The 25478-nt window shown below is 33.4% G+C and carries 22 protein-coding genes; 12 read left to right on the forward strand and 10 right to left on the reverse strand.

Translation table 11 applies throughout. The features are described 5' to 3' along the window. Nucleotides 1-4 precede the first annotated feature (4 nt). Complete coding sequence (gene agrA, locus KA873_RS13155) at nucleotides 5-721, forward strand: quorum-sensing response regulator AgrA (RefSeq protein WP_019469554.1); 717 nt, start codon at nucleotides 5-7, stop codon at nucleotides 719-721. A gap of 190 nt (nucleotides 722-911) precedes the next feature. Here agrA and KA873_RS13160 read toward each other — a convergent pair whose 3' ends face one another. From KA873_RS13160 to KA873_RS13180, 5 genes are all read right to left on the reverse strand, one after another. Next, nucleotides 912-1877, reverse strand: a complete 966-nt coding sequence (locus tag KA873_RS13160; protein WP_107386132.1) for a carbohydrate kinase family protein — start codon at nucleotides 1875-1877, stop codon at nucleotides 912-914. Then, nucleotides 1878-3359: a sucrose-6-phosphate hydrolase gene (locus KA873_RS13165; protein WP_107505162.1), complete on the reverse strand. Its 1482-nt coding sequence runs from the start codon at nucleotides 3357-3359 to the stop codon at nucleotides 1878-1880. It lies immediately after the preceding gene. A 786-nt stretch (nucleotides 3360-4145) separates the two neighbouring features. After that, nucleotides 4146-4370 (reverse strand): sulfurtransferase TusA family protein, encoded by a 225-nt coding sequence (locus tag KA873_RS13170; RefSeq protein ID WP_019469551.1) that lies wholly within the window; start codon nucleotides 4368-4370, stop codon nucleotides 4146-4148. Between the two features lie 25 nt (nucleotides 4371-4395). Continuing rightward, nucleotides 4396-5481, reverse strand: coding sequence for a YeeE/YedE family protein (locus KA873_RS13175; protein ID WP_107505161.1), 1086 nt, complete (start codon nucleotides 5479-5481; stop codon nucleotides 4396-4398). A 198-nt stretch (nucleotides 5482-5679) separates the two neighbouring features. Further along, nucleotides 5680-6321: a redox-sensing transcriptional repressor Rex gene (locus KA873_RS13180; protein WP_107505160.1), complete on the reverse strand. Its 642-nt coding sequence runs from the start codon at nucleotides 6319-6321 to the stop codon at nucleotides 5680-5682. 147 nt (nucleotides 6322-6468) lie between these two features. Here KA873_RS13180 and KA873_RS13185 point away from each other — a divergent pair, with 147 nt between their 5' ends. After that, nucleotides 6469-8397, forward strand: coding sequence for an ABC-F family ATP-binding cassette domain-containing protein (locus KA873_RS13185; RefSeq protein ID WP_210140568.1), 1929 nt, complete (start codon nucleotides 6469-6471; stop codon nucleotides 8395-8397). A gap of 345 nt (nucleotides 8398-8742) precedes the next feature. Then, nucleotides 8743-10335, forward strand: coding sequence for a MutS-related protein (locus KA873_RS13190; protein ID WP_107383583.1), 1593 nt, complete (start codon nucleotides 8743-8745; stop codon nucleotides 10333-10335). A gap of 114 nt (nucleotides 10336-10449) precedes the next feature. Here KA873_RS13190 and KA873_RS13195 read toward each other — a convergent pair whose 3' ends face one another. The 5 genes from KA873_RS13195 to tsaE all read right to left on the reverse strand — a co-directional run bounded on the left by KA873_RS13195 (nucleotide 10450) and on the right by tsaE (nucleotide 13771). After that, a complete protein-coding gene (locus tag KA873_RS13195; protein WP_107505158.1) occupies nucleotides 10450-10872 on the reverse strand; it encodes a VOC family protein in 423 nt (140 codons plus the stop codon). Between the two features lie 336 nt (nucleotides 10873-11208). Next, nucleotides 11209-12237 (reverse strand): tRNA (adenosine(37)-N6)-threonylcarbamoyltransferase complex transferase subunit TsaD, encoded by a 1029-nt coding sequence (gene tsaD / locus KA873_RS13200; protein WP_107383581.1) that lies wholly within the window; start codon nucleotides 12235-12237, stop codon nucleotides 11209-11211. Continuing rightward, nucleotides 12230-12655: a ribosomal protein S18-alanine N-acetyltransferase gene (gene rimI, locus KA873_RS13205; RefSeq protein ID WP_394859185.1), complete on the reverse strand. Its 426-nt coding sequence runs from the start codon at nucleotides 12653-12655 to the stop codon at nucleotides 12230-12232. The genes tsaD and rimI overlap by 8 nt, the downstream gene beginning before the upstream one ends. Before the next feature lie 11 nt (nucleotides 12656-12666). After that, nucleotides 12667-13329, reverse strand: a complete 663-nt coding sequence (tsaB, locus tag KA873_RS13210; RefSeq protein ID WP_107386127.1) for a tRNA (adenosine(37)-N6)-threonylcarbamoyltransferase complex dimerization subunit type 1 TsaB — start codon at nucleotides 13327-13329, stop codon at nucleotides 12667-12669. Next, the gene (gene tsaE, locus KA873_RS13215; protein ID WP_107505082.1) at nucleotides 13310-13771 is read right to left on the reverse strand and encodes a tRNA (adenosine(37)-N6)-threonylcarbamoyltransferase complex ATPase subunit type 1 TsaE; all 462 of its coding nucleotides are present in this window, start codon (nucleotides 13769-13771) and stop codon (nucleotides 13310-13312) included. Before tsaE ends, tsaB begins: the two co-directional genes overlap by 20 nt. Before the next feature lie 587 nt (nucleotides 13772-14358). Here tsaE and ilvD point away from each other — a divergent pair. From ilvD to ilvA, 9 genes are all read left to right on the forward strand, one after another. Beyond that, nucleotides 14359-16047 (forward strand): dihydroxy-acid dehydratase, encoded by a 1689-nt coding sequence (gene ilvD / locus KA873_RS13220; protein WP_107383577.1) that lies wholly within the window; start codon nucleotides 14359-14361, stop codon nucleotides 16045-16047. Between the two features lie 12 nt (nucleotides 16048-16059). Next, entirely contained in the window at nucleotides 16060-17850 is a 1791-nt protein-coding gene (ilvB, locus tag KA873_RS13225) for a biosynthetic-type acetolactate synthase large subunit (RefSeq protein WP_107383576.1), read from the forward strand. Then, complete coding sequence (gene ilvN / locus KA873_RS13230) at nucleotides 17847-18320, forward strand: acetolactate synthase small subunit (RefSeq protein ID WP_107383575.1); 474 nt, start codon at nucleotides 17847-17849, stop codon at nucleotides 18318-18320. The genes ilvB and ilvN overlap by 4 nt, the downstream gene beginning before the upstream one ends. Nucleotides 18321-18366: 46 nt before the next feature. Further along, the gene (gene ilvC / locus KA873_RS13235; protein WP_019469538.1) at nucleotides 18367-19371 is read left to right on the forward strand and encodes a ketol-acid reductoisomerase; all 1005 of its coding nucleotides are present in this window, start codon (nucleotides 18367-18369) and stop codon (nucleotides 19369-19371) included. A gap of 121 nt (nucleotides 19372-19492) precedes the next feature. Next, nucleotides 19493-21028: a 2-isopropylmalate synthase gene (locus KA873_RS13240; protein ID WP_107383574.1), complete on the forward strand. Its 1536-nt coding sequence runs from the start codon at nucleotides 19493-19495 to the stop codon at nucleotides 21026-21028. Then, a complete protein-coding gene (gene leuB / locus KA873_RS13245; RefSeq protein WP_107505081.1) occupies nucleotides 21025-22065 on the forward strand; it encodes a 3-isopropylmalate dehydrogenase in 1041 nt (346 codons plus the stop codon). The genes KA873_RS13240 and leuB overlap by 4 nt, the downstream gene beginning before the upstream one ends. A 17-nt stretch (nucleotides 22066-22082) precedes the next feature. Next, a complete protein-coding gene (gene leuC, locus KA873_RS13250; protein WP_107383572.1) occupies nucleotides 22083-23453 on the forward strand; it encodes a 3-isopropylmalate dehydratase large subunit in 1371 nt (456 codons plus the stop codon). A 1-nt stretch (nucleotide 23454) separates the two neighbouring features. Beyond that, nucleotides 23455-24030, forward strand: coding sequence for a 3-isopropylmalate dehydratase small subunit (gene leuD, locus KA873_RS13255; protein ID WP_019469534.1), 576 nt, complete (start codon nucleotides 23455-23457; stop codon nucleotides 24028-24030). A gap of 27 nt (nucleotides 24031-24057) precedes the next feature. Then, nucleotides 24058-25326, forward strand: a complete 1269-nt coding sequence (ilvA, locus tag KA873_RS13260) for a threonine ammonia-lyase IlvA (RefSeq protein WP_210140570.1) — start codon at nucleotides 24058-24060, stop codon at nucleotides 25324-25326. Nucleotides 25327-25478 lie beyond the last annotated feature (152 nt).

Here is a 25478-nt window from a genome sequence, read left to right on the forward strand (position 1 = left end):
AAATATGAAAATATTCATTTGTGAAGATGATGTAAGACAACGTGAAAATATAGTTTCAATTATCAATAATTACATCATGATAGAAGAAAAGCCAATGGAAATTGAAGTAGCTACGTCAGATCCTTATGAGGTATTAGAACGTGCAAAAGAACTTAAGGATATTGGTTGTTATTTTCTTGATATACAATTAGAAGCTGATATTAATGGCATTAAATTAGCAAGTGAGATTAGAAAATACGATCCAGTGAGCAATATTATATTTGTCACAAGTCACAGTGAGCTCACTTATTTAACTTTTGTATATAAAGTTGCTGCTATGGATTTTATTTTCAAAGATGATCCTGATGAATTAAAATCAAGAGTAATTGATTGTCTCGAAACATCAGAAACTCGATTGAAGCTACTTTCAAAAGAAAACACAGTTGAAACAATCGAGCTCAAACGTGGCAGTAATTCTATTTATGTACAATATGATGATGTAATGTTTTTTGAATCTTCTTCGAATTCACATCGTTTGATTGCTCATCTAGACAATAGGCAAATTGAATTTTATGGTAATTTAAAAGAAATCGATAATTTAGATGAACGATTTTTTAGATGTCATAATAGTTTTGTTGTTAATAGACACAATATAGAATCCATTGATTCTAAGTCTCGTATTGTTTACTTCAAAAATAATGAACACTGCTACGCGTCCGTACGTAATGTCAAAAAAATTTAATACATAAATTAATAGGCAGAGACAATTCATTGTCTCTGCCTATTATCATTAAAGCACACTTCTCAATTTATTGAGTTAGTGGGACTTATACATGCGCTAATGCTCAAATAATCCTTAATCCCTATTATCCCCACACTCATCTTAACGAAATTGGATTCATTGAATAAGATTGCTTTCCACGTTCACTCTTTTAATATTCAAGTACCTCATTAACTTCATCTAAACTAGGTATACTCTCAATCGCGCCATATTTAGTAGTAACTTTTGCAGCAACTATGTTACTAAATTGAAGTATATCTTCACCTTGGAGTTTTAATGCTTCTATTGGATTCACAATATCAGATACTGCCAATCTATTAATTAATGCTCCTATAAAAGCATCGCCAGCGCCAGTAGTATCTATCACTTTCACTTTATAACCAGGGTGATCAATCACTGTGCCATCTTTAAAATGAATTTCTGCACCTTCTTTGCCTTTAGTATAAATAACTGCCTCCACGCTACCTTGGAATAGCCACGCGATGGCCTCTTTTTCAACTTTTTTTCCAGTCACAAATGTCAGCTCTTCGTCTGAAATTTTAAGCACATGCGCTAATGGTAAAAATTCACGAATTGCATTTTTACATTCCGCTTCACTAGTCCATAACGGTAAGCGTACGTTAGGATCAAAGATAATCGTACCATTTGCCGATTTCACCTTATTTATTAACGCTTTATGCGCCTGTTTCATTGGACTATCTACTAAATCAACAGAACAAAAATGTAACATATCATTTTCTGTTACAGTAATTGCATCTATATTGCTAGGCTGGTATAACATATCTGCTGATGGTTTACGATAGAATGAAAAATCACGTTCCCCTTCTTTGGTTAAACTTACAAATGCTAAAGCAGTATTCGCTTCATCTGTACGTCGAATATAGTTTGTATGCACACCAATATTACTTATGGTTTCAACAATCAAATCACCAAATGCATCATTACCTAACTGGGTAATCATTTCTGCTTGCCCACCTAATTTTGTCGTAGTACAGGCAACGTTACAAGGCGCACCACCGACTTGTCTTGTGAACCCTTCAACGTCTTTTAATTTTGAATCTTTTTGATTAGGGATAAAATCGATAAGTGCTTCCCCTATTGCAAGTAAACGTTTCATTTATTGATCATCCTTTATGTCATATTTTGTAAAATTAAGAAAGACTTGGCCAGATTCGGTAGAAGCTTTAATTCCTATGGCATCATCATCTGTGAAAATTCTTGAAGTCATCACACGTTCACCATCATTACAAAATAGTTCAATACTCGATGTATCTACGAACATTTGTAGTTGAGATAATGGCGTATCTAAATACGTGCTACGTGTATTACCATCGACTGGTTCTGGTAATAAGCCACTTTCACTACGATCCAATGTAATTTTTCTTGTTTTTGTATTATAAGCAATAAGTAAAGACTGTGATTTTGAAGCTCTGATTTCAAAATAAATTTCAGTAGCGTCATTTTCCAAAATATCAATAATCAATTCAAATTGTTTACCTTCATATGGATTTAAAAATCGCGTAAACTTATTAGCATAACCTAATGCTGTTTCTTTATTCGTTCTTAATTGTTGAAGTGCTTTAATAGGACGCTGTTTTAAATTACCTTGTTCAATTGTCAAAATACGAGGAATTGTTAAACAGTGCGCCCAACCATCTGAATCTGTAGGATAGTTCACTTCTGGTAAACCCATCCAACCAATGAGTATTCTTTTGCCATATTCATCTGTAAAAGTTTGAGGCGCATAAAAATCAAAACCATGATCTAATTCATGAAAATCACCATGATCCATAACGAGGTGATCTATGTCGTATTGCCCCATAATATAACCAGATTGATAAATATTCCTAAATTTTTCACCTTCTGGTTCAATACCTTGAGGACAAAATAGCAGTAAATCGAAACCATCTAAATTAAAATAATCTGGGCATTCCCACATAAAACCAAACGCCTCAAGTTTTGTTTTTATTTCACCTTGAAATGTCCAATTCACAATGTCTGTTGATTGATATTGAAGTATTCTTCCATATCCTTCTTCATTTTGTGCAGCAATTACTGCATAGTAAATTTCATCTTTCACAAATACTTTAGGATCTCTAAAATGTTGCGTATAGCCTGACGGTGGTGCTGCTATTACTGCTTTAGGAAATTTTTGAACCTCACCATTGTCATGTACCTTAGCTATATGTTGTGTAGACTTTCTATTCCAATTTTCATCTCTATGATTTCCTGTATACATATAATACAAGTTGTTGTTATATGTAAATGCGCTGCCACTATATACACCATGACTGTCATCTTTCGTATCTGGTTTTAGTGAAATTCCTTGATCATCAAAATTTATTAAATCTTTACTTTTATATGTATACCAATATTTCAAACCATGGACGGCTCCTAAAGGAAACCATTGATGTGAGATATAGTAATATCCTTTATAATAAATTAGACCATTAGGATCATTTAACAATCCTGTTTTCGGCTGGATATGAAACAATTGTCTATATTTAGATTGATTCACACGCTCAGTTAATTCGTCCATTGTTTCTTGATTAATATCTTCATAATGTTGATAACGTTCATCTCTTGTCCATTCACTCACTTTATTTCCTCCTATTACAAACTACTACTTTCTGATATTTGTTCTGTCGCAATTCAGTGCATCATAATATCTATGTATTTCATTATCATTATATTAGATTTATCCGATTCATTGATACAAAGCTATGGCTTCCACTACTACAAAACAATTGCACACGCGGTATGATGTATTAATCGAAATGTGATTCCTGTAACAAGGGCGCCATCAACCAATGATACTTAAAATGGCATCGACTTTATTCATATAAAAAGTTCCTCACACATCAATTTTAAATTACTATTTAAATTTGTATAGATTTGTTAACGTCCATAATTTAACTTATCGCATATTATTTTGACGCCATAATTGCACATATTGCCAGTAACTGAATTTATCATCAATTATCTAAAAAATATTATACTTTGATATGCCAATCATATTTTATTTTCACTCTCATTACTTGGCATTGTAAACATCATCTATTTTATCATATTGTATTCCCTTTAAATACTGTTAAAAGTCAAACTCAAACTACTTTGTAAACACAAAAATAATACTGACTTCAAGAAGCAACTATACACATTATTAGTATAAAAAAATATATATCATTCAAAAACGACTAATCTCATTTACAATTACAACATGTGTCACTCAATATAAGACATTTTTATAAATCAAAATAAAGCCCGAAACATCATAGAATATGTCTCGGACTTTCTCTCAGTGAGCAGCATATAACAAAATAATATTTTTTAATATAATATTAACTTTCATCTTACCCCGTTATTTAAATTTAATTTTATATCATTAAGCTTTCTGAACAGTGATTGTCCATGAAGCATCATCAAGTTGTTCATAATTAGTAACTGGATAACCTTCTTCAGCTGCCCAATTTGGAATTGCTTCAGTTGCTTGAGTACAATCGAAATCAATTTTTAATTCGTCACCATTCTCTAAAGTAGTCATTTTCTTTTGTGCTTCAATTAAAGGAAAAGGACAAACCATACCTACTGTACCTAATTCATATACCATAATGAAATCCTCCTAAAAATAAAATTTATGTCGTTTGTGTTTGTGGGGAAACTGTTTGAGTTGTAGATTTTTGTGCTTTTTTCATTGGCTTAATAAATATGAAATAACTCATAAACCAAGCACCTAGTATCATTGATGCAAGCGCAATCCAGCCTTTCCAAGACATTGTAGCTGTTTCAACTAAACCATTTCCGATAGAACAACCACCTGCTACTGATGCACCAAATCCCATGCATACGCCACCAATAACACTATTGCGGATTGTCTTTTTATCAGGTAGTCTCCACTTAAATTCTCTAGCTCCTTTTGCTGCAATATAAGAACCAGCAAAGATACCTAAAACAAGGAATACACCCCAATCTAATAGTTGAAGATCACCAGTTACAAAAAATTGAACGATATTTGCAGAAGGCGTTGTAATTCCTAAACCGTACATTCTGCCAGTAGATTCACTCACTGGCCAAGCCAATAATGCAATTAGCCCAACTGCAATAGCTGCAACAAAAGGATGGTATTTTTTTTCAAATAAATAATAACGAATCCCTGTAAACTTTTGTTTTAATTTGGGTACCGCAAATTTGGGCTTTGGTTTACGTAGTGTTTTAACAGCAAATATAACCGTTATAATTGTTAATAATGCGACCCATACCCATGTTGGAATACCAGTTGTTTGAGCCATACTTGTATTTACATTAGTAGGTTTATTGATACCGTTCATTAAAGGTAATAATAAACCAAATTTAGTAGCAGCTGATGTAAATGCATATGCAATAAGTGCTATCCAGCTACCTATCAATCCTTCTCCAGCTCTATACCATGTACCAGTTGCACAACCACCAGCTAATATAATTCCAATACCAAAAATAAATGAGCCAATAACCGTACCTATGATTGGATATGTTGACTCTGGTATTTCTACTAACCCTGTCGAAGTTAGAATTAGCAGTCCAATACTTTGCACTGATATTGCTATTAACAAGGCATAAAACATTTTATTACTTTTTTGAATATACATATCCCGAAATCCACCAGCAAGACAAAATCGTGTACGTTGCATGACAAATCCCAAAAGTCCACCTACGATTAAGCCACTGATTATTAACCACGTCATAACATTACCTCTTTCCGATAAAATCAATAAGAATTATCATATTAGATTTGTACTGAAATTTCAACCTTTATGTTTTCAGGGTTATTCATAGGTATATGTATAAGATGAAGCGGAGCTAGCGAGCAATAAAAAAACTTTGTAAAGACAACTAAACATCAATAATGTTTGTGTCTCTGCAAAGTTAATATTTAAAAATCATTATTTATTACTATAATTTTTCATAAAGAAAAGTAAAGACTGTAATTCAATCCCTAAATCAATGTGATGAACTTGTACATCTGACGGTGTATAAACACGGGTTGGTGTGAAATTTAGAATCCCTTTAATTCCTGCTTCAACTAATGTATCTGCAACTTGTTGTGCTGCGTTTTCAGGCGTTGTTAATATCACGACATCAATTTGCTCTTGCTTTAATACATCAGTGATTTTTAAAAACGGGCTTACAACCACATTGCCTATTTGTGTTCCTATTACATCATCACGTATATCGAACGCTTCTGTGATGGTCATTTCATCATGAATAGAAAAATTATATGTTAGTAATGCTTTACCTAGGTTCCCTACACCTACGATGGCTATTTTAATTTCATCATTTTCACTTATCTCATTTTTAAAAAAATGTAACAAGCTATCAATATTATAGCCATACCCTTTTTTGCCTAATTCACCAAAATAAGAAAAATCACGACGAATTGTTGCAGAATCAATGTTCAAACCTTCACTAATTGTTTTAGAATTAACTCTGTCTATCCCTTTAGATTTCAAAGTATTGACGAATCTATAATATAACGGTAACCGTTTTAACGTGGCACGAGGAATCTTTTCGCTTTGGTTAGCCAAGATCTTGTCCTCCTATACTATAATCTCTTATTAATCTTATAATTACTTCAACATTATACATTAATACATTATAAAAATAAACACTGGTAGTTTTAACAACACGCAGAATACGGTAGAATGATAATGAATAGAGAGGTGCAAAATCGGATGATATTATTACAATTAAACGACATTACAAAATCATTCGACGGAGAAGATATTTTTAACAATGTAAATTTTGAAGTTAAAACTGGCGAACGTATCGGTATCGTTGGACGTAACGGAGCTGGTAAATCTACATTAATGAAAATTATCGCTGGCGTCGAAGGTTATGATAGTGGTCATATTTCAAAAAGTAAAAATTTAAAACTTGGTTATTTAACACAACAAATGACTCTCAACACAAACCAAACTGTGATTGAAGAAATGTCCAAACCTTTTGAAAATATGAAAAAACTTGAATCTGAAATGAAAAAAGAAACAGATTGGTTAGCACAGCATGCAAATGAATATGATACAGATGAATATAAAAATCATATTGATCGTTATGAATACTTATCCAATGAATTCGAACAACAAGATGGATATCAATATGAAAGTAAGATAAAAACCGTACTCCACGGTCTAAATTTCACTGAATCAGATTTCAGTCGCCCTATTAATGACTTTAGTGGCGGTCAAAAAACAAGGCTTTCATTAGCCCAAATGTTACTAAGTGAACCTGATTTATTATTGCTAGATGAACCAACTAACCATTTGGATATGGAAACAACGCAATGGTTAGAAAGTTATTTAAACTATTTTAAAGGGGCTATTGTTATCATTAGCCACGACAGATATTTTTTAGATAAAATAGTAAATCAAATCTATGATGTAGCACTTGGAGATGTACAACATTATATAGGTAATTATAAACAATTTATTGAAAAAAGAGATAAGTATTATGAAAAACGCATGCAAGAATATGAACGTCAACAAGATGAAATTAAACGCTTAGAAACATTTGTTGATAAAAATATAGCGCGGGCTTCAACTACTGGCATGGCTAAAAGCCGTAGGAAAATGCTTGAAAAAATGGAAAGAATCAATAAACCAATGGTTGATGCCAAAAGTGCTAATATCCAATTTGATTTTGATCGAAATACAGGTAATGATGTTTTTCATATCAAAGATTTAGATATTGGTTATGAACAGGCAGTTACCAAAGGTATCAACATTGAAGTAACTAAAGGAGACCATATCGCTATTATCGGGCCTAACGGTATCGGTAAATCTACTTTAATCAAGACAGTTGCAGGTATTCAACCAAAATTAAACGGCGAAATTACTACTGGTGCGAATTTAAAAATCGGTTACTATGATCAAAAACAAGCTGAATTTAAATCTAGTAAAACAATACTAGACTACCTTTGGGACCAATACCCATCAATGAATGAAAAAGATATACGTGCAGTATTAGGTAGATTTTTATTTGTACAAGAAGATGTTAAAAAAATCATTAATGACCTTTCTGGTGGCGAAAAAGCTAGATTACAATTAGCTTTGTTAATGCTTGAACGTAACAATGTACTTATTTTAGATGAACCTACAAATCATCTTGATATAGATTCAAAAGAAATGTTAGAACAAGCATTGGATAACTTCGAAGGAACGATTTTATTTGTTTCTCACGACCGTTATTTTATTAATCAACTTGCAAACAAAGTTTATGATCTAGACACTCATGGTGGCACAATGTATTTAGGTAATTATCAATATTTTATAGAGAAGAAAGAAGAAAACGAAGCGATTCAATCTAAAAAAGAATATGAAGCTTCACATCAGACAAAACCGATAGTGACCCAAAACGATAATTATATTGATCAAAAACTTCAAAAACGCGAACAACGTCAAATTGAACGCCAAATTGATGAATGTGAAACCGAGATAGATAACTTTGAAACTAAAATTAGTGAAATCAATGAATTGCTTACTTTACCAGATATATATAGTGATCCAGAGGAAGCAAATCGTTTAGCCAAAGAGAAAGAAAATAGCGAACAAGCATTAGAACAAGTCATGTCAAAATGGGCAGAATTACAAGAAAAGTTAATTTAAAACTAATTTTAACTATAAGTACGAAAAATGATTTTTTCATTTTTCGTACTTTTTATTATTATTTTACACATTAACTATTCACAGCTTTAACCCTATCATCAAAGCTATCCACAGAGTTATCCTATTTATCCACAAGTAAAATGTAACTTTTCAACCGTTGAATATTCAGAAAACAATGCATATCCACACATTTGCCCACGACTTATCAACAAGTTATACACTAATTGTTGATAAGTACGCACGTTCTCTATTGACATATATCACCACTTAACATATCCAGCTATTTGTGAATCCATTTATTTCATGACATAATAAAACATATTAATTTAGTATGAGGTGAAACTTATGTATCCTATTTTTTGGTTCCTAATCGCATTAATAATTGGAACAACACTGTTATTTATTATCACGACAATCATTGCCAATAAAAAATTAAAACATGATATCAAACCTTTATGGTCACTAAGAAAACCTTTAGAATCTTTTGTTCGACCTAATCATAGGTATAGTTATCAATTTGATACATATAAACACCAATTTGATGAAACAAATCTTATAGATGATAAAACTTACGCTGATTTGAATTTAAATGCCCTTTTCGACAACATGAATTTTAATTTTTCTGCAATTGGCGAAATGCGCTTGTATGCAACCTTAAGAAAGATGTTTACGATTCATAATCAAGCTTTAATTCAAAAATTTAAAAATGATGATATTTTTCGTCTTAAAATATCAACCCACCTTGCTAAAATAGGTAAAGCGATTTATCCAACGTTCCCTGATCAATTGACTACAGTGAAACGTAATCATTTTTTTATGTTGACTACGTATTTTCCGTTAGCCTTTTTGCTATTTACATTTTTAAAACCTGAAATCGGTATACTTTTAACTATACTTGCTGCTATATTCAATATGATTTTGAGTGGCATACTTAGAAAAACGTTTGATCAAGATTTGAACTCTTTATTTTATACGTCAAATGTTATTAAAAAAGCTTATGCAATTCATAAAATAGATGGTGCGCCTACCATAGATGTTGACTTTAATCATTTTAAGGCTGCTCGTAGGCTAAGCGGTCTTCTAGGAAGAGTAAATACAGCAGAAGATTCTATGATATTTGCATTTTTATTTAAAGCAATATTTATGTTGGACTATCATATCTTCCATTTAATACAACATAGCTTTAAAAAATATGAATCTGAAGTTATGGCTTGTTATGAATATATAGGTAGCATAGACAATCATTATGCAATAGCATTGTGGAGAGAAACGCTATCACAATATGCATTGCCTCAAGCAAGTAATGATGATTCAGTAGAATTTGAAGCACTTACGCATCCATTACTTGTCAATGCTATTTCTAATGATTTAGAAATCAATAGCCATATATTATTAACTGGGTCAAACGCGTCAGGCAAATCAACTTTTATGAAAGCAATCGCCTTAAATCTTTTATTAGCTCAAACGATAAATACAGTTACTGCAAATTACTTCAAGTATAAACCTGGTTTAATTTTCACTTCTATGGTGAACCAAGATGATATCTTGTCTGGTGATAGTTATTTTATGACAGAAATCAAATCTATTAAGCGATTATTTGATTTAAAAACAGAGGATAAAATTTATTGCTTTATAGACGAAATATTTAAAGGAACCAATACAACTGAACGTATCGCTGCTTCTGAATCCGTGTTAAATTATTTAGGTAATAGCCAAAATTACGAAATCATAGCTGCGACTCATGATATAGAATTAGCCACGTTATTAGAAGATAATTTCAAAAACTTTCATTTTAATGAGATTATTTATGAAAATGAGATCGCTTTTGATTATAAAATTAAAGCTGGAAAAGCAGATACAAGAAATGCTATTGAATTATTAAGAATCTTAAAATTCCCTAATCAAGTTTATACGCGAGCTAAAGCATCTTCCACTTAAGTCTTTGAAATCTTAAACCTAATAACATAATCATAAATGCGTTTATGAATGCAAAAAAAAAAGAACAATGAAGTTTGCATTTACTTCATTGTTCCTTTATTTAGTTTAAATATTTTATTCAGCATTAATCATCCAAGTAACACCAAAAGTATCATTAAACATACCATATAATTCTGACCACTCCGTTTTACCTAACGGCATTGCCTCTTCACATCCAGCTGCTATAGCATTATTAAAAAAATCAATAGCTTGTTGTTTATCCGCTTCATTACTATGATCGAATGTAAATGTTACAATCGCACCACTATTATCGATTTTTTTATTTTTCCATGTGTCACTGCAATAAAATGTTTCACCTAAGACTTTAAATGAAGCATTCATTGTAAAGTTTTTATCTACTTGGAATTCTTCTGGCATATCTGTAAACATTTCATGGTCACCACCAATACGTTGAATATCTGTGGCACCTAAATTTTTTTCATAAAAGTCTAATGCTGCTAAACTATTTTCAAAATTAAAATACTGAACTGATTTCATTTATAAGACGCCTCCTAATAATGTAATGCTTATTTACATTATTCTATATAGTATGACTATATATTAAAATATATACCCATTTTTTAATATTTAAACATTTGAGCTTGATTAAATTGATAAAATCAATCCTTTATCTTTTTCTGAAAGTCATAGTAGTAAATTTCAAAAAAAGTAGAAACATAAATCAAATCACTGTTTGATTTAAAATTCCTACTCCAACATTTCCAGTATTAGTAATTAACATACTTTGTGCGCATTTAATAAGTACATTGTGATACTCAGTTAAAACTACACTATGATTTGTTATTACATATTTAAATATTTACAATACCAATTTTAATTATTTAATGAAAATTGTTCAATATCCATATCGTTAAATCCATTTAATGACATATCTCCAACTAACCCTGCTTGATATAAATAATGTGCTGCAGCACCAATCATTGCAGCATTATCTGTACAAAGGTTTGGGCTTGGTATACGCAAATTGATATCATAATCCTTACATGCTTTATTAAGCGCTGCCCTTAAACCTTTATTACTCGCGACACCACCAGCTACAATTAACTGTTTCACATCATAAGCCTCACAAGCTGACACTGCTTTTCCAACTAATACTTCTACAACACTATTTTGAAAACTCGTTGCAACATCTTCAGGTTTTATTTCAGACCCTTTTTGTCGTAAATTATGCAATTTATTTATCACTGCACTTTTCAACCCGCTAAAACTAAAGTCGTAACTATTTGCCTCTAACCAAACTCTTGGAAAGTTATAACAATCTTGACCATTTGCTGCTAATTGATCAACTTGCGGACCACCTGGATAACCTAAGCCAATCGTTCTTGCAACTTTATCATAGGCTTCACCAACAGCATCATCTCTAGTTTCTCCTATAACTTCAAAATTCAAATGATCTTTCATGTATACAAGTTCTGTATGGCCTCCTGAAACGATTAAAGCTATTAAAGGAAATTGTAATGGTTGTTCTAAATGATTCGCATAAATATGCCCTGCAATATGGTGTACAGGTATCAATGGTTTATCATAAGCAAAAGCTAACGCTTTAGCTGCATTGATTCCTACTAGTAATGCACCTATGAGCCCAGGGCCTTGTGTTACAGCAACTGCATCTATATCTTCCATTGTTACTTTTGCTTCATTTAATGCTTGGTCAATTGTCGTTGTAATGCCTTCCACGTGGTGCCTGCTAGCGACCTCAGGTACCACACCTCCAAAGCGTTTATGACTTTCAATCTGACTTAATACAATATTACTTAAAACCTCTGTGCCCTGTTTAATAATACTAACACTCGTTTCATCACAGCTTGATTCAACTGCTAAAATCAATGTTTGCTCACTCATTTAAATTCACCCACATCACTATCGCATCCTCACCTTCACCATAATAATTTTTACGTTTACCACCAAATTGAAAGCCTAAATTTGTATACACATGTTGTGCAACCTCATTGTCTACACGAACTTCTAAGCTCATTATTTCACATTTGGTTTGTACATAATTCATCGCATATTTTAATAATAACTGTCCTAAACCATAACCTCTATATGTTTCATCTATGGCAACTGTTGTAACCTGAGCTTGATCTATCACTATCCAAATACCAATATACCCAATAATCATACGATTATATTCAATAATAAAATAATGTGCAAACTCATTTTGTTCTATTTCATGATAAAAAGCATCAATCGTCCAACTACTGTCGTTAAAACTATTTCTTTCAATATCAAATACTTGAGGTACATCGCTCAAAGTCATCAAACGTATATTTAACTCTTTTTCTGTTGGTTTAACCAATTTCGTTCAGCCTCTGATAATTTAATATAGTTTGGTTTAAATTGATGTATATCGTCAGTAGTTTCAATTAAATGTTTCATATATTTTGCTTTTGGTAAGTTGGGTATGCAATCACTATCTAATAAATCTTTTACTTTTTCAGTATCTATGCCCACAAATACATAGGGTTTCCCCAATCTATGTAATAAGTTGAGAAGTTCTTGTATTGGTAAATATTGATCTTCTTCTATTTGAACCAATTGATTTTCATTATATTGATAAACGCCAGTGTAAACCGCTTCTCTACGTGCATCAAATATTGGAACCAATAGTCGTTCGTCATCTTGAACAGTTGCAGCAAGTGCTTTTAATGAAGATACACCGTATAGTTCAGCATTCAATGCATAAGCTAAAGTTTTAGCAACGGTTACGCCAATTCTAAGACCAGTATATGAACCAGGTCCTTGTGCAACAATAATAGCATTTATTTCTTCTTTTGCTATTTCACTCTCATTTATCAACTGTTGAATGGCTGGCATTAACTGAGTAGAATGATTTTGCTTCACGTTAGTATTGATTTCACCTAATACTACATTATTTTGCATTACTGCAACAGACAACGGTTGATTCGATGTATCAATCAACAGATATATCATGTTCAACAACCTCCTTTAACTTTTGGTAATGTTCACCGACTGCTTTTATCTCTATTTGTCTTTTCGTTTCATTTATAGTTTTAATATTTATAGTTAGGTGATTATTTGGTAAAAATGATTCAATAAATTCACTCCACTCAATCAATGTAACAGCTTCATCTTCAAAATATTCATCAAATCCCAAGTCTTCTTCACTATCTTCTAATCTATAGCAATCCATATGATGTAATTTAAATGCATTACCTTGATAAGATTTAATGATATTAAACGTCGGTGAATTTATATTTCGTTTTACACCTATAGCTTTACCAATAAATTGCGTTAATGTAGTTTTACCAGCGCCTAAATCACCATTTAATAAAATAATGTCCCCTGTAGATAAATGTTTCGCTAACACTTCTGCAAAATGTGCCATACTTTCTAAATCATTTATTTTAATCATATGCCTCTCCTTTTTTAGCAACAGTTCCAAATTAATTTAGTTAGGATCGCTTATACTTGAGCTTCGCACAAGTATTTCTATTTACTTTCAAAATATTGTTGATGGATAAAAATGACTAATATATTTAATAATTACATCAGCGCTTAATGATTATCTGCTTCTTTAAAAACTTTATTATCATTAAATTAACTATTATAGTTTAACAAATTTTTTCTTATTTTACTTCAAACTAAAACAAGTTCCAACATTTTGGAATTATTTGAATTGATAGAAAATTTAAAAAAATCATTGACAGTAGAAGTTCAGTATAGTAAATTTAATTTATCGAATTTTTAGACAATTCAATTTAACACATTAAAAGATAAACCATTCTAACGGAAAGGAGCATAATGAGATGACCAAATATACAATGCAATACCAACCAACAACTTCAAATATTTTAGTCATTTTATTATGCTATTAGGACTGGAACTTTAGTAAAGAATCTACTAAATGTTTAAGTCCTATTTCTAGTTGAATGGGACTTGAAAGCGTCCCAATTATTTATTGGGACGCTTTTTTATTTTCAAATTTATGGGGGAATTAATATGAGAAGCGATATGATCAAAAAAGGAGATCATCAAGCTCCAGCAAGAAGCCTTTTGCATGCAACAGGTGCTTTAGAAAAACCAACAGATATGAATAAGCCTTTCGTAGCTATATGTAATTCATATATCGACATTGTTCCAGGGCACGTTCACCTAAGAGAATTAGCTGATATTGCTAAAGAAGCAATTCGCGAAGCAGGTGCCATCCCCTTTGAATTTGACACAATCGGTGTAGATGATGGTATTGCAATGGGACATATTGGAATGAGATATTCACTGCCATCTAGAGAGGTTATCGCTGATGCAGCAGAAACAGTCATCAATGCACACTGGTTTGATGGTGTGTTTTACATACCAAACTGTGACAAGATTACACCTGGCATGTTATTAGCTGCTGTAAGAACCAATGTTCCTGCTATTTTTTGTTCAGGTGGACCTATGAAAGCAGGTTTATCATCACAAGGCAAAGCTTTAACACTTTCTTCAATGTTTGAAGCTGTCGGAGCATTTAAAGATGGTTCAATTTCAAAAGATGAATTTTTGGATATGGAACAAAATGCTTGCCCTACTTGTGGCTCATGTTCTGGTATGTTTACAGCAAATTCAATGAATTGTTTAATGGAGGTTTTAGGGTTAGCTCTCCCATATAATGGTACAGCTCTTGCAGTAAGTGAACAACGTAGAGAAATGATTAGAGAAGCAGCATTTAAACTAGTCGATAATATCAAAAATGACATTAAACCAAGAGACATTGTAACTAAAGAAGCAATTGATGACGCATTTGCTTTAGATATGGCTATGGGGGGTTCTACCAATACAGTATTACACACATTAGCAATTGCAAATGAAGCAGGTATTGATTATGACTTATCAAGGATTAACGAAATTGCGAAAAAAACGCCCTATTTGTCAAAAATAGCACCTAGTTCTTCCTACTCTATGCATGATGTACATGAAGCTGGTGGCGTTCCAGCAATCATTAATGAATTATTTAAAAAAGAAGGTACACTTCATCCAGACAGAATCACAGCTACAGGTAAAACACTTCGTGAAAATAACGAACAAAAAGAGATATTAAATAGTGATGTTATCAGACACCTTGATAATCCTTACGATAAACAAGGTGGCCTTTCAATCCTATATGGTAACTTAGCTCCTAAAGGTGCAGTCATAAAAGTCGGCGGTGTAGATCCTTCAATTAAAGTCTTTAAAGGAAAAGCGATTTGTTTTAATTCACATGATGAAGCCGTTGAAGCAATTGATAATCACGTAGTACGTGAAGGTCATGTAGTTGTGATTAGGTATGAAGGCCCTAAAGGTGGTCCTGGAATGCCAGAAATGTTGGCCCCTACATCATCTATTGTAGGAAGAGGATTAGGTAAAGACGTTGCATTAATCACTGATGGTAGATTTTCCGGGGCAACACGAGGTATTGCTGTTGGACATATTTCACCAGAAGCTGCAGCAGGTGGCCCTATCGCTTTAATTGAAAACAACGACGATATTACAATTGATTTAACAAACAGAACATTAAATGTAGAAGTTACAGAAGAAGTGTTAGAATCTAGAAAGCAAAACTTGAAACCATTTAAAGCAAAAGTGAAAACAGGTTATCTTGCACGCTATACAGCGTTAGTAACGAGTGCTAACACTGGTGGTATTATGCAAGTACCTGAAGATCTCATTTAAGGAGTGAGTATGATGTCTAAACAAACTGAAATACTTGAATATGAAAAATCAGAAAATTTAGATTATTTTGAAACAGCAGAGACAATTGAACCCGAAGTTGAATTAGAAAAAGAAACAATTGATGAAATGAAATCTGGTTCAGAATTATTAGTAGATTCACTTGTAAATGAGGATGTAGATTTTATATTTGGTTACCCGGGTGGCGCTGTACTTCCACTATATGACACATTTTATGACGGGAAAATTAAACATATTCTAGCAAGACATGAACAAGGCGCTTCACATGCTGCTGAAGGTTATGCCCGTGTTTCTGGAAAAACTGGTGTTGTTGTAGTTACAAGTGGACCAGGAGCAACAAATGCAATCACTGGTATTGCAGATGCTTATAGTGATTCATTACCGCTTGTCGTTATCACAGGTCAAGTTGCTACAGCTGGTATAGGTAAAGATGCTTTCCAAGAAGCAGACTTGCTTTCAATGACCACGCCGATAACTAAACATAACTATCAGATTAAAAATGTAAATGAAATTCCAAAAATAATCCACGAGGCATTTCACGTGGCTAACACAGGAAGAAAAGGACCAGTAGTTATTGATTTTCCTAAAGATATGGGAATCTTATCTACTAACGCAGAAATTTCAAACGAATTAAATCTACCTGGCTATTCAGTACCTAATCAACCAGACAAAACAGAAATTCAAAAATTACGTGATTATTTAAAAACTTCTAAGAAACCTGTTGTTTTATCAGGAGCTGGTATAAATCACGCTAAAGCAAATGAAGTTTTCACTGAATTTGTTACACGACATCAATTGCCTGTAGTTAGCACTTTATTAGGTTTAGGTGCCATACCATATGAAAATCCCCTATTTTTAGGCATGGGAGGTATGCACGGATCATATGCCAGCAATATGGCATTAACTGAGTGCGATTTACTCATAAACTTTGGTAGTCGTTTTGATGACAGACTTGCTAGCAAACCGGATGAATTTGCACCTAATGCAAAAATTGTTCATATCGATATTGATCCATCAGAAATTAATAAAATAATCAAGGTTGATCTAGGCATCATTGCGGATTGTAAGGCAACATTAGAAGCTTTACTAGAATTCGATAGCTATTCAATCAACCATGATGACTGGTTAGAAAAATGCTTTAACAATAAAGCAGAACAACCTTTTGCATACAGTGAAGACCCTGATGGTACGTTTTCAAAACCACAACGCACAATTGAGTATATAGGAGAAATTACACAAGGTGATGCAGTAGTTACTACTGATGTTGGTCAACATCAAATGTGGGTTGCCCAGTACTATCCATTTAAAAATCATGGCCAATTAGTTACGAGTGGTGGCTTAGGAACAATGGGATTTGGCATACCTGCAGCAATCGGTGCAAAGTTAGCTCAACCTGATAAAACAGTTGTGGCCTTTGTCGGCGATGGCGGTTTCCAAATGACCAATCAAGAATTAGCAATACTAGAAGAATACGGTTTAGATATAAAAGTTGTAATTATCAATAATGGTACGTTAGGTATGGTTAAGCAATGGCAAGATAAATTCTTTAACAAACGTTTCTCTCATTCTGTCTTTAATGGACAACCCGATTTCTTAAAATTGGGTGAAGCATACAATGTTAAAGGTTTCCTTATCGATGATCCAACACATTTAGAAGAACAACTAGATGCTGCTTTCAAACATGATGGTCCTGCATTAATTGATGTTCGTATCTCACCTATCGAACCAGTTAACCCAATGGTTCCTAGCGGTAAAGCTAATTATGAGATGGAGGGATTATTATGAGACGCACATTTAGAACAAGAGTTTTAGATAAAGCTGGTACTTTAAATAGATTAACGAGCATCTTTGTTCGCAGACAATTTAACATTGTCACGTTATCAGTTACACCTACTAGAGAAGATGGCGTTTCCAACATAACATTCGTAGCAGAAATTCCAGATTCAGATGTTCTAAGAAACCTAATTAGTCAATTAGAAAAACAAATAAATATCATTGATGTAGAAGATATCACTGATACTAACACTTACAACAGAGAATTGGTGCTTGTGAAATTAGAAACACCAAGCAACCATCAAGATTTACAAAAAGTAATTAAACCTTATGATGCGCTAGTCTCTATTTTAAAAAATGAAGATCCTTATACCTATCTACAAGCATCAGGTCCACAATATACAATGGATAATTTATTAGACGATCTATCATCATATAACATTGAACAAGTTTCAAGAACTGGTTCAGCCGGTTTAGTTTAAAACACAAGTCACCAAACTATAATTTAAAAACATGGAGGATTTTATTATGACAACAGTTTATTATGACCAATCAGTAACGAAAGATGCATTACAAGGTAAAAAAGTAGCTATCATTGGCTATGGTTCACAAGGACATGCCCATGCTCAAAACTTAAAAGATAACGGCTATGACGTGATTATTGGCATCAGACCAGGGCGTTCATTTGATAAAGCAAAAGATGATGGTTTCGAAGTATATCCTGTAAATGAAGCAGCAAAACAAGCTGATGTCATCATGGTATTATTACCAGATGAAATTCAAGGACAAGTATATAAAGAAGAAATTGAACCTAATTTAGAACCAAATAATGCACTTGTTTTCGCACATGGATTTAATATTCACTTTAATGTTATTCAACCACCTGAAACAGTAGATGTATTCTTAGTAGCACCAAAAGGACCTGGACATTTAGTTAGACGTACCTTTACCGAAGGAAGCGCTGTACCTGCCCTATTTGCAGTTGAACAAGATGCTAGTGGAGAAGCTACTGATTTAGCATTAAGTTATGCAAAAGGCATTGGCGCAACACGTGCTGGCGTTTTAGAAACATCATTTAAAGAAGAAACTGAAACTGACTTATTTGGTGAACAAGCTGTACTTTGTGGTGGTACAACAAAACTAATTCAAACTGGTTTTGAAACTTTAGTTGAAGCTGGTTATCAACCAGAAATTGCTTACTTCGAAGTATTACATGAAATGAAATTAATTGTTGATTTAATGTATGAAGGTGGCATGGAAAACATGCGTTATTCCATCTCAAACACAGCTGAATTTGGTGACTATGTATCAGGACCACGCGTAATCACTCCAGATGTTAAAGATAATATGAAAGCAGTACTTAACGATATCCAACAAGGAAACTTCAGTGATCGTTTCATCAAAGATAATGAAAATAATTTCGAAGAATTCCATAAACTACGTGAAGAACAACACGGACATCAAATTGAAGCGGTAGGTAGAGACTTACGGGAAATGATGCCGTTCATTAAATCCAAGAGTATTGAAAAATAACTAGTTATATGATGATGTCTGAAGAATCAAGCGAAGTCCCCCTTTTATTTTAAGGACAAGTTAAGATTCTTCAGCCGACACATCATATTCAACTAAATCTATTTATTAGGAGATGTTTAAAATGACTAGCCATATTCAAATTTTTGATACAACACTAAGAGACGGAGAACAAACGCCCAGCGTAAACTTTTCATTCGATGAACGCTTGAAAATTGCGAAGCAACTTGAAAAATGGGGCGTTGATATCATCGAAGCTGGTTTTCCTGCTTCAAGTTCAGGTAGCTTTAAATCTGTGGAAGCTATTTCTAAAGCATTAACAACCACTGCTGTTTGTGGCTTAGCACGCTGTGTAAAAAAAGATATTGACGCAGTGTACCAATCAACTAAAGAGGCTGTAAAACCTAGAATACATGTATTCTTAGCAACTAGCCCTATACATCGTGACTCAAAACTCATGATGTCTAAAGAAGAAGTGTTAACATCAATCAAAGAGCATGTTGCTTATGCTACAAAGTATTTTGACGTAGTTCAATTTTCACCAGAAGATGCTACAAGAACGGAACTGCCCTTCTTAATCGAATGTGTGCAAACTGCAGTTGATGCGGGAGCAAGTGTAATCAATATACCTGATACTGTTGGATTTAGTTATCCTACAGAATATGGCAAAATTTTTAAAACACTCCAAGAAAACGTTAATACGAATCACGAAGTTATTTATAGTGCACACTGTCACGATGACTTAGGCTTGGCAGTTGCAAATAGTATGGCCGCAATTGAAAATGGCGCCAAACGCATTGAAGGCACCTTAAATGGTATTGGCGAACGTGCAGGTAACACAGCCCTAGAGGAAGTTGCACTTGGCCTATACGTTCGACAAGATCATTATGGTAATCAATCACAAATAAATCTTGAAGAAACTAAAAATACATCTGATTTAATAGCACGATATGCAGGTATTCGAGTCCCAAGAAACAAAGCTATTGTCGGACAAAATGCTTTTAGTCACGAATCAGGTATTCATCAAGATGGTGTTCTTAAAAACCCTGAAACTTATGAGATTATGACACCACAATTAGTAGGCGTCAAAACAACTGAACTACCACTTGGTAAATTATCAGGTAAACATGCCTTTTCAGAAAAGTTAGTCGCATTGGGATATGATGTAGATTCAGAAGAACAAAAAGAACTATTTAAGCAATTTAAAACAATCGCTGATAAGAAAAAAGCAGTTACTGACAGAGATATACATGCGCTCATTCAAGGTACTGAACACGAACAAAATGCAATCTATAAAGTAGAAGCACTACAACTACAATTCGTCTCAAATGGACTACAAAGTGCTGTCGTAGTTATTCAAGATAGAGATGGAAATACGTATCAAGACTCAAGTATTGGTACTGGCTCAATTGTTTCTGTATACAATGCGGTAGATCGAATTTTTGATCGCAAAACTGAACTTATAGATTATCGCATTGACTCTGTAACTGAAGGTACTGATGCACAAGCAGAAGTTCACGTGCAAATTAAAATAGGAGATCAAATTGTTACAGGTGTAGGTATTGACCATGACATCTTATTAGCGTCATGTAAATCTTATGTTGAAGCACATGCTAAATACGTTTCTAATTCAGAAGTGAAAGAAGGTATTCACTCATGAGTTATAAGATTGTAGCACTTCCCGGGGATGGGATTGGGCCAGAAATTTTAAATGGTTCACTAGAAATTCTTTCACAACTAAGTGATATCTATAATTTTAACTATGAAATAGAAACACATGATTTTGGCGGTATCGCTATTGATAATCATGGTACACCACTACCAGATACGACGCTAAATGCTTGTAAACAAGCCGATGCAATTCTATTAGGTGCTGTTGGTGGCCCAAAATGGACAGACCCTAACAATAGACCTGAACAAGGTCTATTAGGTATTCGAAAAGCATTAGGTCTATTTGCTAATATTCGCCCCACTATTGTAACAAGCGGTACCAGCCATTTATCACCTATTAAAAAAGAACGTGTAGCTGGTACAGATTTTATTTTAGTGAGAGAGTTAACAGGTGGTATTTACTTTGGCGAACCAAAACATTGGGATGAAGATAAAGCTTTAGATTCCTTAACTTATACACGCACAGAAATAGAACGAATTGCAAGGGTTGCTTTTGATTTAGCCCAAAATCGTCATAAAAAATTAACTTCAGTAGATAAGGAAAATGTACTATCTTCTAGTAAATTATGGAGAAAAGTTATAAATGATGTATCTAAAGAATATCCAGAGGTTGAGGTTAATCATTTACTTGTAGATGCTTGCGCAATGCACATCATTACAAATCCTTCTCAATTTGACGTCATTGTAACTGAAAATTTATTTGGAGATATTTTAAGTGATGAGGCATCTGTAATTCCTGGTTCACTCGGTCTTTCGCCATCAGCGAGTTTTAGTGAAAAAGGACCAAGACTCTATGAACCAATTCATGGTTCTGCACCGGATATTGCAAATAAAGATATTGCAAATCCATTCGGCATGCTTTTATCAGTGGTTATGTGTTTAAGAGAAAGTCTTAATGCACCTGAAGCAGCTCAAAAATTAGAATCAGTCATATACCAACTTATCGAAGATGAAAAAACGACTCAAGATCTCAATGGTAAATATAAAACAACAGATATTTTTAAATTTATTAAACAAAATCTTTAAAAAGGAGGAGATGTCATATGGGTAAAACACTATTTGACAAAGTTTGGAATAAGCATGTCTTAACTGGTAAAGAAGGTGACCCACAATTATTATATATAGACCTACATCTTATACACGAAGTCACATCTCCTCAAGCTTTTGAAGGGCTCAGACTACAAAATAGAAAGTTGCGCAGACCAGATTTAACATATGCAACACTAGATCATAACGTCCCTACGATTGATATTTTTAATATCAAAGATGAAATTGCTAATAAACAAATAACAACACTTCAAAAAAATGCAAAAGAATTTGATGTGCATATATTTGATATGGGTTCTGATGAACAAGGCATCGTGCATATGGTTGGTCCTGAAACCGGACTTACACAACCTGGAAAAACAATCGTATGTGGAGACTCACATACTGCCACACACGGTGCTTTTGGTGCAATTGCATTTGGTATTGGAACTAGTGAAGTAGAACATGTTTTTGCAACACAAACATTATGGCAAACAAAGCCTAAAAATTTAAAAATTGATGTAACTGGTAAATTACCTACAGGTGTATATGCAAAAGATATTATCTTACATCTTATTAACCAACATGGTGTTGACTTTGGTACTGGATATGCACTTGAGTTTTCAGGTGAAACTATAAGTAGTCTATCAATGGAAGCTAGAATGACTATTTGTAATATGGCAATCGAAGCAGGTGCAAAATATGGCATGATGGCTCCTGATGAAACTACATTTGAATATGTTAAAGGAAGACCCTATGCAACAAACTATGCGTACTCTGTGGATGAATGGCGTGAATTATACACAGATGAAGATGCAAATTTTGATAAAATCATACAACTAGATGTATCTGATTTAGAACCACAAGTGACTTGGGGTACTAGCCCTGAAATGGGTGTTAGCTTTAATACACCATTCCCCGAAATCAATGACGTTAATGATGAACGTGCCTACAACTATATGGGGTTAAAACCAGGACAAAAAGCAGAAGACATTGATTTAGGTTATGTATTTTTAGGTTCTTGTACGAACGCCCGACTATCTGACCTAATAGAAGCGAGCCATATTGTAAAAGGAAATCAAGTGCATCCTAATATTACAGCAATCGTTGTTCCAGGGTCTAGAACTGTAAAGATAGAAGCAGAAAAGCTAGGGCTTGATAAAGTATTTAAAAATGCTGGATTTGAATGGAGAGAACCTGGTTGTTCGATGTGTCTTGGTATGAACCCAGATCAAGTACCTGCTGGTGTGCATTGTGCATCAACAAGTAATCGTAACTTTGAAGGACGTCAAGGCAAAGGTGCACGAACACATCTAGTCTCCCCTGCTATGGCAGCTGCTGCAGCCATTAACGGTAAGTTTGTAGACGTAAGAAAGGTGGTTGTATAATATGGAAATTCAACCAATCACAACCTATACTGGTAAAGTTGTGCCACTGTTCCATGATAATATAGATACTGACCAAATCATTCCAAAAGTGCACCTAAAACGAATTTCTAAATCCGGTTTTGGACCTTTTGCCTTTGATGAATGGCGCTACTTAGAGGATGGATCCGACAATCCAGATTTCAATCCAAATAAACCAGAATACCAAGATGCCACTATTTTAGTAACGGGTGATAATTTTGGTTGTGGCTCGAGCCGTGAACATGCAGCTTGGGCAATTAAAGATTATGGGTTTGATATTATAATTGCTGGTAGTTATAGCGATATATTTTATATGAATTGTACTAAAAATGCGATGTTACCTATCGTATTAAATGCAGATGAACGTCAATATATTGCCAATGCAGGCAAAGTCACTGTTGACTTACCTAATCAAACTGTAACTGCAAATAATAAATCATTTCACTTTGACATTGATGGAACGTGGAAAAATAAACTTGTTAATGGACTTGATGATGTTGCGGTAACACTACAATACGAAGATGAAATTCAAGCTTATGAAACGTCAAAAACTTTTTAACGAAACTTAAATAAAGGTGTGAAATTTATGGCTGTTAAAACAACTGTTTCTTCAAAAGATATAGATGAAGCTTTCTTACAATTGAAAGATGTTGTTAAAGAAACTCCTTTGCAAAAGGATCATTACTTATCGCATAAATATGATTGTGATGTCTATTTAAAAAGAGAGGACTTACAATGGGTTAGATCATTTAAATTAAGAGGTGCTTATAACGCAATTATAGCGTTAAATGAAAGTGATAGACAAAACGGTATTACATGTGCAAGCGCAGGTAACCATGCACAAGGTGTTGCATACACGGCTAACAAACTTAATTTAAATGCTGTTATATTTATGCCTGTGACTACGCCTCTTCAAAAGATAAATCAAGTGAAATTTTTTGGTGGAAGTAACACTGAAGTCGTACTCACCGGTGATACATTTGATGATTGTCTAAAAAAGGCGCTCACGTATACACAAGATCATAAAATGAATTTCATCGATCCATTTAATAATATTTATACAATCGCTGGCCAAGGTACACTAGCTAAAGAAATTTTAGAACAATCTAAAGAGGATAACGTACAATTTGATTATTTATTTGCAGCTATAGGTGGTGGTGGATTAATTTCAGGGGTAGGTATTTACTTTAAAGAACATTCACCACAAACTTCAATCATTGGCGTAGAGCCTGCTGGTGCTAGTAGCATGTATGCTTCGGTTGTGCTAGAAAATCAAATTGTGACTTTACCTGAAATTGATAAATTTGTGGATGGTGCATCTGTAGCAAAAGTCGGTGAAATCACATATGATATCGCCAAAAATGTAGTTGATGACTATGTACAAGTCCATGAAGGTGCTGTATGTTCAACAATCTTAGACATGTATTCTAAACAAGCAATTATAGCTGAACCTGCTGGTGCTTTGAGTGTTTCAGCATTAGAACAATATCGTTCAGAAATTAAAGGTAAGACAGTTGTTTGTGTTGTAAGTGGTGGTAACAATGATATTAACCGCATGAAAGAAATCGAAGAACGTTCTTTATTATTTGAGGAAATGAAACATTATTTCATTCTCAACTTCCCACAAAGACCTGGAGCTTTAAGAGAATTTGTAAATGATGTGCTTGGACCAAAAGATGACATTACTAAATTTGAGTATCTTAAGAAAAGTTCTCAAAATACAGGGACTGTTATCATCGGTATCCAATTAAATAATCATCAAGATTTAGATAACTTAAAGTTAAATGTAGATGAATTTGACCCTTCAAATATCTACATTAATGAGAATAAAATGCTTTATTCACTATTAATTTAAAAAAGTCTAGCTTATGCTAGACTTTTTATTTTATGTTCAATACGAATTTAACATTTTCAATTTATTGTTCTAATGGTACTTATGCATGAGCTTTTGCTCATGCCATGTATTTCCGTTTCCTTTCTCTTACAGAACGTAAGTCGGCTACCTTC

Source organism: Staphylococcus sp. GDY8P45P (assembly GCF_017892745.1).
Taxonomy (GTDB): Bacteria; Bacillota; Bacilli; order Staphylococcales; family Staphylococcaceae; genus Staphylococcus; species Staphylococcus cohnii.

Coding starts and splice junctions, on each gene's coding strand:
- KA873_RS13240 (WP_107383574.1), top strand. CDS start 19,493: ATGACTAGCCATATTCAAATTTTTGATACAACACTAAGAGACGGAGAA.
- KA873_RS13175 (WP_107505161.1), bottom strand. CDS start 5,481: ATGACGTGGTTAATAATCAGTGGCTTAATCGTAGGTGGACTTTTGGGA.
- KA873_RS13195 (WP_107505158.1), bottom strand. CDS start 10,872: ATGAAATCAGTTCAGTATTTTAATTTTGAAAATAGTTTAGCAGCATTA.
- ilvD (WP_107383577.1), top strand. CDS start 14,359: ATGAGAAGCGATATGATCAAAAAAGGAGATCATCAAGCTCCAGCAAGA.
- KA873_RS13160 (WP_107386132.1), bottom strand. CDS start 1,877: ATGAAACGTTTACTTGCAATAGGGGAAGCACTTATCGATTTTATCCCT.
- tsaE (WP_107505082.1), bottom strand. CDS start 13,771: ATGATTAAAATAAATGATTTAGAAAGTATGGCACATTTTGCAGAAGTG.
- ilvB (WP_107383576.1), top strand. CDS start 16,060: ATGTCTAAACAAACTGAAATACTTGAATATGAAAAATCAGAAAATTTA.
- leuB (WP_107505081.1), top strand. CDS start 21,025: ATGAGTTATAAGATTGTAGCACTTCCCGGGGATGGGATTGGGCCAGAA.
- leuD (WP_019469534.1), top strand. CDS start 23,455: ATGGAAATTCAACCAATCACAACCTATACTGGTAAAGTTGTGCCACTG.
- tsaB (WP_107386127.1), bottom strand. CDS start 13,329: ATGATATATCTGTTGATTGATACATCGAATCAACCGTTGTCTGTTGCA.
- ilvC (WP_019469538.1), top strand. CDS start 18,367: ATGACAACAGTTTATTATGACCAATCAGTAACGAAAGATGCATTACAA.
- KA873_RS13170 (WP_019469551.1), bottom strand. CDS start 4,370: ATGGTATATGAATTAGGTACAGTAGGTATGGTTTGTCCTTTTCCTTTA.
- leuC (WP_107383572.1), top strand. CDS start 22,083: ATGGGTAAAACACTATTTGACAAAGTTTGGAATAAGCATGTCTTAACT.
- tsaD (WP_107383581.1), bottom strand. CDS start 12,237: ATGAGTGAGCAAACATTGATTTTAGCAGTTGAATCAAGCTGTGATGAA.
- KA873_RS13185 (WP_210140568.1), top strand. CDS start 6,469: ATGATATTATTACAATTAAACGACATTACAAAATCATTCGACGGAGAA.
- ilvA (WP_210140570.1), top strand. CDS start 24,058: ATGGCTGTTAAAACAACTGTTTCTTCAAAAGATATAGATGAAGCTTTC.
- agrA (WP_019469554.1), top strand. CDS start 5: ATGAAAATATTCATTTGTGAAGATGATGTAAGACAACGTGAAAATATA.
- rimI (WP_394859185.1), bottom strand. CDS start 12,655: ATGACTTTGAGCGATGTACCTCAAGTATTTGATATTGAAAGAAATAGT.
- KA873_RS13190 (WP_107383583.1), top strand. CDS start 8,743: ATGTATCCTATTTTTTGGTTCCTAATCGCATTAATAATTGGAACAACA.
- ilvN (WP_107383575.1), top strand. CDS start 17,847: ATGAGACGCACATTTAGAACAAGAGTTTTAGATAAAGCTGGTACTTTA.